The 11,534-nt window shown below is 52.9% G+C and carries 9 protein-coding genes and 1 pseudogene; 4 read left to right on the top strand and 6 right to left on the bottom strand.

What is annotated here, in order from left to right; translation table 11 throughout:
- Nucleotides 1-563 (bottom strand): transposase (locus H5P30_RS10655; protein WP_185691332.1); only part of this gene is annotated, 563 nt, incomplete at its 3' end.
- 670 nt (nucleotides 564-1,233) lie between these two features.
- On the opposite strand from H5P30_RS10655, the gene H5P30_RS10650 reads away from it, so the two are divergent.
- Nucleotides 1,234-2,568, top strand: a complete 1,335-nt coding sequence (locus H5P30_RS10650) for a sigma-54-dependent transcriptional regulator (protein WP_185692930.1) — start codon at nucleotides 1,234-1,236, stop codon at nucleotides 2,566-2,568.
- A gap of 210 nt (nucleotides 2,569-2,778) precedes the next feature.
- Complete coding sequence (locus tag H5P30_RS10645; protein WP_185692929.1) at nucleotides 2,779-3,960, top strand: sensor histidine kinase; 1,182 nt, start codon at nucleotides 2,779-2,781, stop codon at nucleotides 3,958-3,960.
- Between the two features lie 172 nt (nucleotides 3,961-4,132).
- On the opposite strand, the gene H5P30_RS10640 is transcribed toward H5P30_RS10645, so the two are convergent.
- The gene (locus H5P30_RS10640; RefSeq protein WP_185692928.1) at nucleotides 4,133-4,366 is read right to left on the bottom strand and encodes a hypothetical protein; all 234 of its coding nucleotides are present in this window, start codon (nucleotides 4,364-4,366) and stop codon (nucleotides 4,133-4,135) included.
- A gap of 251 nt (nucleotides 4,367-4,617) precedes the next feature.
- Between H5P30_RS10640 and H5P30_RS10635 the strand changes: the two genes are divergently transcribed.
- Nucleotides 4,618-4,986, top strand: coding sequence for a response regulator (locus H5P30_RS10635; protein ID WP_185692927.1), 369 nt, complete (start codon nucleotides 4,618-4,620; stop codon nucleotides 4,984-4,986).
- A 326-nt stretch (nucleotides 4,987-5,312) separates the two neighbouring features.
- Here the strand turns inward: H5P30_RS10635 and H5P30_RS10630 are convergent, their stop codons facing one another.
- Nucleotides 5,313-5,978: a ferredoxin reductase domain-containing protein gene (locus tag H5P30_RS10630; RefSeq protein ID WP_185692926.1), complete on the bottom strand. Its 666-nt coding sequence runs from the start codon at nucleotides 5,976-5,978 to the stop codon at nucleotides 5,313-5,315.
- Between the two features lie 798 nt (nucleotides 5,979-6,776).
- On the opposite strand from H5P30_RS10630, the gene putP reads away from it, so the two are divergent.
- Nucleotides 6,777-8,270 (top strand): sodium/proline symporter PutP, encoded by a 1,494-nt coding sequence (putP, locus tag H5P30_RS10625; RefSeq protein WP_185692925.1) that lies wholly within the window; start codon nucleotides 6,777-6,779, stop codon nucleotides 8,268-8,270.
- A gap of 68 nt (nucleotides 8,271-8,338) precedes the next feature.
- Here putP and H5P30_RS22055 read toward each other — a convergent pair.
- The 3 genes and pseudogenes from H5P30_RS22055 to H5P30_RS10605 form a co-directional block, all read right to left on the bottom strand.
- Nucleotides 8,339-8,782, bottom strand: a pseudogene (locus H5P30_RS22055) (sialate O-acetylesterase).
- Nucleotides 8,692-9,456, bottom strand: coding sequence for an SDR family NAD(P)-dependent oxidoreductase (locus H5P30_RS10610; protein WP_185692922.1), 765 nt, complete (start codon nucleotides 9,454-9,456; stop codon nucleotides 8,692-8,694). Before H5P30_RS10610 ends, H5P30_RS22055 begins: the two are co-directional and overlap by 91 nt.
- Nucleotides 9,457-9,628: 172 nt before the next feature.
- Nucleotides 9,629-11,356, bottom strand: a complete 1,728-nt coding sequence (locus H5P30_RS10605) for a sodium:solute symporter family protein (RefSeq protein WP_185692921.1) — start codon at nucleotides 11,354-11,356, stop codon at nucleotides 9,629-9,631.
- Nucleotides 11,357-11,534: the final 178 nt, after the last annotated feature.

Here is an 11,534-nt window from a genome sequence, read left to right as displayed (position 1 = left end):
GAGAGCTCCTTTTCGCTGCGACCGGGCCTGACCTCGAAGACCCGATTGTTGCCGAGGTCGCAGAAGGTGGTGCAAAAGCGGTTCTTTTTGCCCAGGGTATGCTCGTCGATTCCGAGCATCCGGGGGCAATCCCGGTTGGAACGTTTGCGCACCTCCAGCTCGGTGTGCTGGTGATAAATCCGTTCGACCGTAGCCTGCCCGATTCGCTCCCTCTTGGCCAAAGTGCTCGCGCAGATCCCGTCTTCGTGGCGCTGGTGGACTTCCTTGCGAAAGAGCTCCGAGCTCTGGCGATAAGGACGGATGCCCGGAAGCGTGGGAAGGAAACTCCGCTTGCACCTCCAGCACCAGAAACGGCGGGTGTGCACCAACAAAAAAGTTGAACGAACATAACCACTTCGATGACGCACCTTCCGAAGATAACGGCCCTTACTGCGCGGCCCCGGGGCCGCGCAGTAAGGGCATCTCTCAGGCTCCCTCTCCAGAACCGCCTCCAACTCGTCCAAATCCGATTTGCATCGCTGCGAGATCACTTCGTAGCCTGCTATTCCTGTTAGGTTATTCATTGGGGACATGATGGTCTTTGCCCCTCATGTCCCCAAACTTTGAGGAAGACCGGTGCCGGGTCATGATTTTAGGATTCTTGTGTGCTCATCCGCACTGAGCGAGGACGCGCAGTGCGGTAATTTTCAAAGTTTCTGAAGCCTCATGCTCTTCTTTGAATAAGTCTCATTTTCCGATGGAAGCCTTCGGTGATGACATTGCCGTGAGAAGCCCTGCTCGTTGAGTTCTTCGATATTTCGATAATGCTCCCTAGCGTTTGATCGGCACTTTTTGGGGAGCAGGATCCTTGGCAGAGAAGGAAGTGCATCTGTCATAGATTTACGTAAACCTCTTCGCCGCTTTCAGCACAGCGGTTAGCATGGCAGTTTGAATCAACTCTGCTTTCTTATGAATTTTAACAAAATGCCATTCTTCGATCAAATCTCGATAAGTTAGGCAATTGGACAGCATCGACTCTCGAGAACGTCTCAGAACCCGTCATCCGAAAGTAGGAAGCCGAACCCCTTGCAGCTTTCGGAGAAGCGGAGCACCATTGATTCAATGTCAATTGGAGCTGTTCAAGATACCCCAGAATCGAAGGCTAACGGGTCATCCGCTGCAGGTTCACCATCATCCACCTCTTCCCGTCAGACCCGTCTGCAATCCATCACCCCTGATAAAGCCGAAGGAAGCATGAACGTCCTCATCGTTGATGATGAGAAGAATATTCTGGAGACCATGGCGGCTACGGTGACAAGTATCGGGTACCAGGCCTTCACCGCCCATAATCCCCGGCAGGCCATGCGGCAGCTGAAAGAAAAGGACATCCATGCCATGTTTCTGGATATGCGTCTGGGCAAAGAAAGTGGACTTGATTTCCTAAAGTCGGTCCGAAATGAGGGCATCCAATTACCGGCAATCGTTTTCACGGCCTACTCCTCGGTAGAATCTGCAATCGATGCTCTGAAAAGCGGGGCCACCGATTACATTCAGAAACCTTTCTACCCGAAAGATATCAAGCAGATGCTCGATCGGATCCATGAGGACCGACACGTAGAAGCTGTTCCCGCGAAAACCGCCCCTGCCGGCACCAAGAAACGCTCCACCATCCTCTTCGAATCCAGGCAAGAGAGCGTCCAGAAAACTCTGGCAGTGGCGGAAAAAGCTGCCAGCTCCGAAGCGAACCTTTTGATTCTCGGCCAAAGCGGCACAGGAAAAACCGTTTTGGCCCGGCATCTTCACTCGTTGAGTTCCCGATCCCAAGAACCCTTCGTCACAGTGAATTGCCCCTCGCTCTCCCGGGACCTTTTGGAAAGCGAACTCTTTGGACACATGAAAGGTGCCTTCACTGGAGCGGTTTCCGACACATGGGGAAAAGTTGCCGCTGCAAATAAAGGAACCCTCTTTCTCGACGAGATCGGTGAGCTTCCCCAGGAAATTCAGCCAAAACTGCTGAGACTCCTGCAAGAAAAGGAGTATGAGAGAGTCGGCGAAACTCAGACGCGTTCGAGCAATGTCCGGGTCATCGCAGCAACCAACCGAAATCTTGAAGCGGAGGTCGAAGCCGGACGGTTCCGAGTCGATCTCTACTATCGATTGAAAGTTATCGAACTCTCCCTCCCTCCCCTCGTTGAGCGACCATCCGACATTCTTCCTCTTGCCGAGAACTATCTCGCGTATTTTGCGGGCGAATCGAAACGCCCGAATCTACATTTCAGCCAAGAAGCCCAAAATACCCTGCTGGAATACGGCTGGCCGGGAAATCTCCGTGAAATGCGGAATGTCGTCGAACGTGCGAGCATCCTTTCCGAAAACGACGAAATCGGGCCTCATCACCTACCCAGCAGCCTCCAAGAGCGAGAAGAGTCTTCCATCCGCCCAGGACACTCCGTTCCCCTCGCCAGACTGGAAGAAGAGCATATTCGGCTAATTTTGGAAAAGGCCGAAAGTCTCGAGCAAGCCGCGCGCATCCTCGAGATCGACACGGCTACTCTCTACCGGAAGAGGAAACGTATGGGACTGGCGTAGTGGAGACAGCGTCGCTCCTGAAGGTGCGGGAAATCAAACAAAGTTCTGAGAGCCTTTCAGGGAGATGCTGAAACAAGCTCATTCTCGCCGTTTTCTTTTCGCATCATGACGGCATGGGCATTCGATCTTACCTTTCATCCTTCAATTTTTCCAAATCGGGCTCCACGGTTCGCGGCAACCGGGAAACCGAAGAGGTAACCTCAACATTTTATGAGTATCCGTAAGGACCACGCAAAGCGGGAAAATAAAACCGCTCTTCCCGATCATCCGATTCCGGAGGAATCGATTACCCGTGCCCTTGCAGAGACCTTGGGGACGGACGCCTCAGAGGCATGGCATGCACTGGAAGCGGTCTTTACCCATATGCCGGATCCGGTCCTCCTCTTCGATCAGGACGCCAACCTCTTGGCAAAGAACGAACAGGCAAAGAGATTCTGGGAGGGATACGAGAATTTCATCCCACCGATGTTACTCAGTCAGATCGTGCGGACGGCTCAATCAGGCAAATCCTTCCGGGCCGAGCATGAAACCGAACTGATCTGGATGGATTCAAAGGAAGGACAACGCTACTTTCTACCCAGAATCTTTCCCCTCAAAACTGATTTCAATTGGGGAGATCACCAATCCTCCTCAATGCAGCCGATCGCCTGCATTTTGAATGACGAAACCGAATGGGTTCGAGCCGAGAAAGTGCGAGATAATCTTTTTGCCAGCATCAGCCACGAATTAAACACGCCTCTTACGAGTGCGCGTCTGGCGCTCTACGTACTCGCTGAAAAGAAAATCGGAGATCTGAACCCAACTCAGACCGACATGGTCGAACGGGCAAAGCAAGACTTGGACCGGGAGATTGGCACCATTCAAAATGTTCTGGATCTTATCCGATCAAGCGGTTCCGAGATTCGCCCACGGATGACTCCGGAGACCATCAATCTTCATGAGTTGATCGAAGCGGTCATCGACCAATTTCAACAACAAACCAGCTCATTTGAAAAACTGATCGAGCGAAAGTATGCTTCCAGCAGTCCATGGGTCTATATGCAGAGCGACATCGCTCGAATGGCAATCCACCTGCTTTTCGCCAGTGTCCTGAAATATTCCCGAGGAAGTGCAAAGCTGACTGTTGATTCTGAGGTGTCCCTATCCGGAGGATTCTGCCGTATCGGCGTCTCCACTCCCAGCGATGCTCTGGATGACTTTTTATCCGAGAACCTCTTCGAGATCCCACTGGAGAGCAAGGAGGCCCGGATGCTGAATTGTGCCGACATTGGTCTACGAATTGCGCACGAGATCATCACTCCCAAGGGAGGCCGATTCGAAACCCTTAGAGATTCGGAGCGGGCATCAGTCTCGTTCTACTATCCTTCCGCTTCCCACGAAGTTTCGGCTTAAGTCCACGAATTCCTCGGGATAAAGCCGTAAATGCTCCCTTCGCGAGGAGGAGGCTCGCAGAGCCGTTCCAAAAACTGCAGTTCGGAGCCAGAAGTCACCCATGGTTCAACTTTTTCAGCCGCCACCGTGCATAGAATCAAAAGGTTTCATCCCGGCACGAGTAATACCGAATTTAGGAAGGTTTGACGGTTATGGTGCAGAGCAGAATCGAAGCAGCGCAAGGCGCAGGGATCTGATTCGTATCGAGATACGCTCCGATCCCTGCAACGCCGCGACCTTCGATTCTGGATGCATCCCCCTGGGACGGGCGGGAAATGAGCCCGAGCAGCGTTAGCCCAAATGGCACGGGTCCCAGACCCGCCTCCAATTGGGCCGCCTTGCTCAGGTTCATTTCCCATCCCTCCATAACGATCAAAACTTCCTAAATTCGGTATCAGGCCCCCCTCTTCGTGCATCCTGCACGAGAATAACCTACCGTCTTGGTTACGTGCCTTCTGAGACTAAAGATTAATTCAAATCCGTCGCTTGGCACTCAGCCCTGTAATGGCGGCTTCTGCCAACCGATGGGGCAAAGTAAAAAAGGAAGAGATTCTCTACAGCGAAAAAAGACTAAGCCGGTGGTATGGCTTATGCAGGTAACCTCATGAGGCAAAACCATTGAATGTTCTAATAATAGACGACGAAGAGAATGTACTCGCGGTCACGGCTCTGATTGTGAGAACAACCGGACATCGCGCTTACACCGCTTACAATCCCCAACAAGCGGACCAGATTCTCACAGAGAAAAAGGTCCATGCGATCATCCTTGACCGGATGCTCGGGAAGACGGATGGCTTGGACTACATGGAAGAGTTACAGGCGAGAGGCTCACAGATTCCAGTCGTCATATTTACCGCCCATATGTCTCCTAATATCTTGCCCGAAGCAAAACGACGCGGGGCGCGACATTTCATCCAAAAGCCTTTCCGACCGGATCAAATTCGGAAAACAATCCGCCTCGTAGAGAAAGAACATTGGGGAGAGTAAATCGCTATGCTCCGATCATCTCTTCGTAGAGACACAAACTGTCTTCTCCCGATTGCCTCTTGAGCAAAAGCTCTTCTCTAAATCAGAGCGAAATTTCGACGGATCGAGTGGATTGCTCCGACAAGCCCGACAATGAACCGATGCATCAGCGCAAGGAAACCTTCATTCTATCGAGCAGAGCCCCTAAAGCATTCGCGTTACGATCAGAACAACCAACCGTACAGGTGAACTGGTTCACAAGTAGATTTGAGACAACGAAACCGCGCGAAAAAAGAGCGACAATCGAGTCAACCTTTCGCCGCGCCGGCTAACCGAAGAGTTCTCGTTTACGACTCTTCCGTAACAATCTTATCCGGATCTGCGCCGAGCTTTTCCAGATCTTCTTCGACGGATTCAACCATCTCGGGCGGGCCGCAAACGTAGAAATATTGATTAAAATCACTGACATGCTTGCGAAGAAACCCCTCATCGACTCGACCATATTCGGCTTCATCGACTTCCTGATCCGTGAACGTCAATAGGAGACGACCCTCCGAAACGGTCTTGAGTTCCTCCTCCAAGAACAAATCTTTTTCCTTCTTATTGGAGAAGATCAGACGGCTCACAGCGTCCGACCCCTTGGAAGCTTCGTTGCGGAGAATGGCGAGCATAGGAGTGACTCCGGCTCCTCCGGCGATGAACGTCCCCTTACCTTTAAATTGGATCGCTCCCCACGGATCTTCGAGAATCAGATGTTCACCCCGATTCAGTTCCTTTAGTTTGTCCGTAACCCCTTCGTGAGAGGGATACGTTTTAATGGTGAATTCGAGGAAGTCATCGTCGGGTAAGGAAGTAAAAGTAAACGGCCGTTTTTCCTCCCGTAGGCCTTCCCGGTCAATGGCCACCAAAGTCGCCTGGCCCGGGGTAAATTCGTAGCCGTCCGGCTTTTCCGTCCGAAACTGACGAACATTATAGTTTAACGATTGGATCGATTGGATTTCTACGGTTGGCATAAGTAACCATTCAGTGCGCGAATTTCATGCCAATCCGTGATTTCAGGCTACACACCGAACTCCCCACGCCTCTTCTCCGGCATCCGCAGAGCCTATTTCCTCCCATTTGGGGTTTTAGGGCTCGGATCCATCCATTGCATTATGCAATCTTTGATCCGACCATTTTCTTAATTCTGCACGTTAACGCTTATCCAAATTTCCCCTTGTGGGACGGTCTCTTCGGGATGCGACCTGTCCTCAGGAGTGTTCAGAAAAAGAAAGACAATCCTTCATGAGAGAGGTTGGCCATGCCTTCATCCTGGATCACCCCGAGTTGTCGTGCTCGGAAAGACCACCAACTGCCGATGGTTTGCTCCGGAGCGCTTCACTTGGATGTTCGCCGGGGATACAAAGGGAATCCTGATAGAGTGAGAATCAGTATTTCTTCACGGGCATATTACAGCGACAAATACAAGCTACCGAAGTACAAATGGATAAAGAGACGTACGACATCGTCTGAACTCCAACAATGAACGACCCAGGTCGATCAGATATCTCGGGATCTTCCCTTTGCTAAATACGACCAGACTGCATCTAGGTCCGGCAGCTCCAGCGAAGCGAAATCCGCAAAAACCCCCTTGGTAGAATGAGAGCATTCACGAAGCCCGGGGTGGAAAATGGGGACCGCTGAGAATCTGGCCCCATCCCACCCATACGTTGACTCTAACCCAGCGGATCGCACGGAGATCTCTTTTCTTTTGCCCTCCTGAAGAGATCACTGTTACAGATCAAGATCTTCAGCACCTTCATTATTGGAATATGGAACTCGGAATTTGGACCAGTCTCTTCGCCTACTTCATTCTCATGATCGCCATCGGCTTTTACGCGGCGAAGAAAGCGACCTCGAATTCTGAGGGATATATGCTCGGGGGGCGAAAATTGCCTCCTGCTGTCGCAGCGCTCTCAGCCGGGGCCTCGGATATGTCAGGATGGCTCCTACTCGGACTCCCGGGAGCACTCTATGCCGCTGGCTTGATCGAAGCCTGGATTGGCATTGGTCTCTTCGTCGGTGCTTTGCTCAACTGGATCATTGTAGCACCCCGCCTCCGCGAGCAGACGGAGCGTTACGATAACTCCCTCACCGTACCGGAGTTTCTCGCCAACCGCTTTCCCTCCCGCTCCCTAGCCTTGCGTATGGTTTCTGCGGTGATTGTGGTTGTCTTCTTTGTGGTCTACACGGCCTCAGGACTGGTCGCCGGAGGGAAACTATTTGCCAGTGCATTCGGGGAGCTCATCAACTTCGGCTTCATGAGCGACTATCAATTTGGGATCTGGTTTACCCTCATCATCGTCCTCAGCTATACGGTTGTCGGCGGCTTCCTCGCTGTGAGCCTAACCGACTTTGCCCAAGGTTGCATCATGATGCTGGCCTTGGTCATCATGCCATGGGTCATCCTCACCACAGGTCAGGGCGATGGCATGAGCGCGGCGGCGAATCGACTTCGGACCATCGATCCGAACTTCCTCTCCCTCTTCCATGGTCTGACTTTCTTTGGCTTTCTTTCCGCTGTGGCTTGGGGCCTTGGCTACTTCGGGCAACCTCACATTATTGTCCGCTTCATGGCCGTTCGATCCGTAAAGGACGTTCCCAAAGCCCGAAATATTGCCATGGGTTGGATGGGCATCACCCTATTGGGCGCAATCTGCTTGGGTATCTTTGGCCGCGCTTATACGGAGCGGAATGGGATTGTCCTCTCCGACCCCGAGACCATCTTCATTGTTCTAGCGGATCTGCTATTCCACCCTTTGGTGACGGGCTTTCTCTATGCCGCACTCCTGGCAGCAATCATGTCCACCATTTCGAGCCAGCTCCTGGTCTCCTCATCTTCACTCACGGAGGATTTCTATCGCATCTTCATGAACAAGCAGGCGACCGAAAAGCAACTCGTCACGACAGGGCGTATCAGCGTGCTCCTCGTCGGTGTCGTAGCGGCCTTGATTTCCGTCAATCCAGGATCGGAGGTCCTGGCCCTCGTAGCGAATGCTTGGGCGGGATTTGGTGCTGCATTCGGCCCCTTGATCATCCTATCCCTCCTCTGGAAGAAAATGTCCGGCACAGGCGCGCTGGCGGGAATGGTAGTCGGCGCGTGTACGGTTATCCTCTGGATTGCAATGGGCTGGAACCAGTCCTTCCTCGGTGGCCCCGGGCTCTATGAAATCCTCCCTGGCTTCATCTTCTCTTGGATCAGTATCGTACTCGTAAGCAAAATCGCCCCCGCAGAGGGCGAATTCCGGGAGCTGCCCAAAGCGTAGAGCAAAAGTCACGGCCTCCCACAATCGACAACTATAAAGGTGCTGTCGGGAGATCCAAACGAATCTTCTTACTGTCCGCCTTTGCGATCCTCAAGAGACAAGTAGGCATCCGCGTAGCGCTTTCCAAACTCGATCTGTGATCGCGTATCGAAATGAGTTCGATCCTCGAGTGAGGTCAATCCATCTCTTTTCACAAAGATGACTTTTTCCATATCCTCGGCAACGGCGATCTGAGAATCATTCACCATTTGCCGACTCGGATTCCACCTACGAAACTGGCCGAGTTACCCCACCAGAATCGGTAGATCGGGGTCGTCAAACTCTTCCCGAAACCGCTCGAATAATTCACGCAAGTGGGCCTCATACTCTTCGGCTCGCCCCGAGCGACTGTCCGATTCTCCCTGATGCCAGAGGATACCCTTCAACGTCCCCATCTCCATTGCGAGACGCATCCTGACAATCGCATCGTCATAAGGATAACTATCGGTCTGGTCATGGTATCCACCCGGCACCCACGAAACCAGAGAAGATCCCCCGCAGGCCGCAGGAATGAGACCAATGGATGCATAGAGATGGCCATATTTCGAGACTGTTCAGATCCGAGAAGGGGCTTGGACAGGTTGGACTCGACCATACCGGGGGCAACAGCGTTCACCCGAATGCCCTTGTTGGCATAGGTCGAGGCGGCACTCCGCACCAGGCCATTGATGCCTCCCTTCGCCGCGGCAATGGCTTCGTGGCTCGGCATGCCAGCCATCGCTGCGACCGAACTGATCAGAGTGATCGCGCCCCCATCTCCCTTCATCATCGGTCTTACCACAGCCCGCAGCCCGAAGAATGCCGAGTTCAGATTCAACATCAGCGTTTCGCCAAATTCCTCGTCGGAACAACTGTGAGCCGGCTTGAGCAAAAAGGATCCGACACAATGCACGTAAGCGTCGACGCGCCCGAACTTCTCCATGACCTTGTCCACAACCCCTTGCACCGCATTTGATTCACACGCATTCGCCTCAAAGCACGTAAGCTCTGGAATTTTCTCTCTCAGGGCCTCCAGATTCTCGGCCGACCGGGAAAACCCAGCGACCTCCCATCCCGCTTCGGCACAACGGGCTGCGAGATCCGAACCAATGCCTCCGGTGACGCCCGCGATCAAAATGACACGGTGGGGTTCGTTTTCATCCGCCATAGAGTAAAAGGAGCCCCAATCGCCTCATCCCGCAACTCAATGCGGCATTTCGATGGGAGTAATCCCATAGACCTCAGGATTTAGTCACCTTGATCCAGGTGGTGAGCAGAAACTAACTACTGTCCTCGTTCGACCAACCCATATGGACTCCCGAAGGAGGATTCTGAAACGGTCATCCAGCGTTTCGTTTTTTCTGGATCTGTATGAGCAAAAATATGCCTCCGGAAATCAGGAAGAGGACGGCCCCGAAGATGGCCAGGATCAGTCGACCCTCGCGATTAAACGGGATGAGGCCGAACATCAGGATCCCGCACAGAAAAATACACCCTCCGACGATCACTGCGGGAAGAGTGCTGGCTACGGTCGTTTTCCCCGCGGCGATCACCTCACTAACCTGCTGCTCGATCCGGATCCAACCTGCCGAGGTTTCTCCTCGCCAGAAATGCATCGCGGTAAGAATCACGACCGGAATGGCGACCCCGATCAAGAGATCGACCATTGTCCCATTTGTCTGGACCCATTCCGCTAACCGGGAGGTTTGCCCAAAGACAAGAAATCCTCCGGATGAGAGTCCCATTTTCAGGAGGAGACCCAGAACAAAACTAACGGCTACGGTCGTCCAGATCGCCCGGATGCCGATTCGCCGACTAAAGAGGCCCCAGATCGTCGGTGCCAATAGAGGCCCCACCATCAAACTAGTGATGGCCACGACGACCTTTTCCGCTCCTCCCAGATAGGGAATCATCAGAGAAACGCCGATCAGGACCGCCCCCAATAAGATTGTGAAGATGCGGCCTACCCGAACGAGTTGTCGATCCGTCGCCTCGGGCTTAAAGATCCGTCGATACATCTCGTCAGTCAGGACTCCCGCGAAGACGTTCAACTGGGAACTGACCATACTGGCAGTTGCCGAAAACATGGCCGCGACCATCAAGCCGACCATCCCGGCCGGAAGCACCGCCCGACAGGCCAGGATATAGGCTTCCTGCGGATCGGCATTGGGATCGATGGTGCGATAAATCATCGGTGGCAGAAGCCAGAGCAACGGGCTTAGCAGGTATAAGCCTCCAAAAAGAAAACAGCTCTTCTTCGCGTCCTTCTCGCTCGAGACACAAATGAACCGCTGGGCGAAAGCCCATTCCGCACCAATCATGAAGAAATGGATAATGACCCAACCAAAAAGGAAGAAGACGGTGTATTTGTCGCTCGTCAGCGCGAAGAAGCCGTCTGGAGCTTTCTCTAAAAATGCACCGACTCCGCCGACACTGCCAAAGGCCAGTGGCACAATGAACAGGACCGCAAGATTGAGGACGATAAACTGGAGCACATCCGTCATCAAAACCGCCCAAAGCCCGCCCGCCATGGTATAGATCACAACAATCCCACCGAAGATTACGATCGCCCACATGAGAGAGAGATTTCCGGTGGCCGGATCCCGAAGCGGATTACCCGCCTCCAAAGGCATCATCGCGACCAGAACAATGGACAATGAATACAGCGAAACTGCCACTCCCACGATCCGGAAAACCATCATTGCCCAAGTGTAGAATTGGACGGCTCCCGGACCAAAGCGGAGCTCAATGAACTCAGCCGGGGTCTTGACCCCCATTCGCTTCCAGTGCCCCGCGACAAAATATCCGACAAGAATCGCCGCTACCCCGTAGCAAAAGTTGATCATCACGGCTACGAAACCGTGTTCGTAGGCGATACCTCCCCAGACAACGAAAGTCCCCGCCGAGAACATCGTCATGAAGGAACTCAATCCCGACGTCCACCATGGAGACTCCCCGCCCGCCGCAAACATGTCCGCAGAACTCTTGTTCTTGGAAGACAAGAAGAGCCCCACCCCAAAAATTCCGGCGAGGTAGATAGCGAGGACAAAATAATCAATGGAGAGCATGACGACAATACAGGTTCAGGGGATTACGATACGGGGAAATCCGCAGACCATGGGGCCACCTCAGTAACCTGAGCGAATTTCGACCAGACTGCAGTCGGGAACACAGGAGAATGGCAACCAAAAAGTTACTGTCACATTTCAATAGTGGAGATGCGTTGCCCGGAATTGAATATTCGAC

It is taken from the genome of Puniceicoccus vermicola, from assembly GCF_014230055.1.
In the GTDB taxonomy this organism is placed as follows: Bacteria; Verrucomicrobiota; Verrucomicrobiia; order Opitutales; family Puniceicoccaceae; genus Puniceicoccus; species Puniceicoccus vermicola.
Note: the sequence above shows the minus strand (reverse complement) of the source record. Positions and strands in the feature narration are given on the sequence as shown.

Excerpts from the sequence above, each read along its gene's own strand:
- H5P30_RS10650 (WP_185692930.1), top strand. The coding sequence starts at position 1,234 with ATGAACGTCCTCATCGTTGATGATGAGAAGAATATTCTGGAGACCATG.
- H5P30_RS10645 (WP_185692929.1), top strand. The coding sequence starts at position 2,779 with ATGAGTATCCGTAAGGACCACGCAAAGCGGGAAAATAAAACCGCTCTT.
- H5P30_RS10640 (WP_185692928.1), bottom strand. The coding sequence starts at position 4,366 with ATGGAGGGATGGGAAATGAACCTGAGCAAGGCGGCCCAATTGGAGGCG.
- H5P30_RS10630 (WP_185692926.1), bottom strand. The coding sequence starts at position 5,978 with ATGCCAACCGTAGAAATCCAATCGATCCAATCGTTAAACTATAATGTT.
- putP (WP_185692925.1), top strand. The coding sequence starts at position 6,777 with ATGGAACTCGGAATTTGGACCAGTCTCTTCGCCTACTTCATTCTCATG.
- H5P30_RS10610 (WP_185692922.1), bottom strand. The coding sequence starts at position 9,456 with ATGGCGGATGAAAACGAACCCCACCGTGTCATTTTGATCGCGGGCGTC.
- H5P30_RS10605 (WP_185692921.1), bottom strand. The coding sequence starts at position 11,356 with ATGCTCTCCATTGATTATTTTGTCCTCGCTATCTACCTCGCCGGAATT.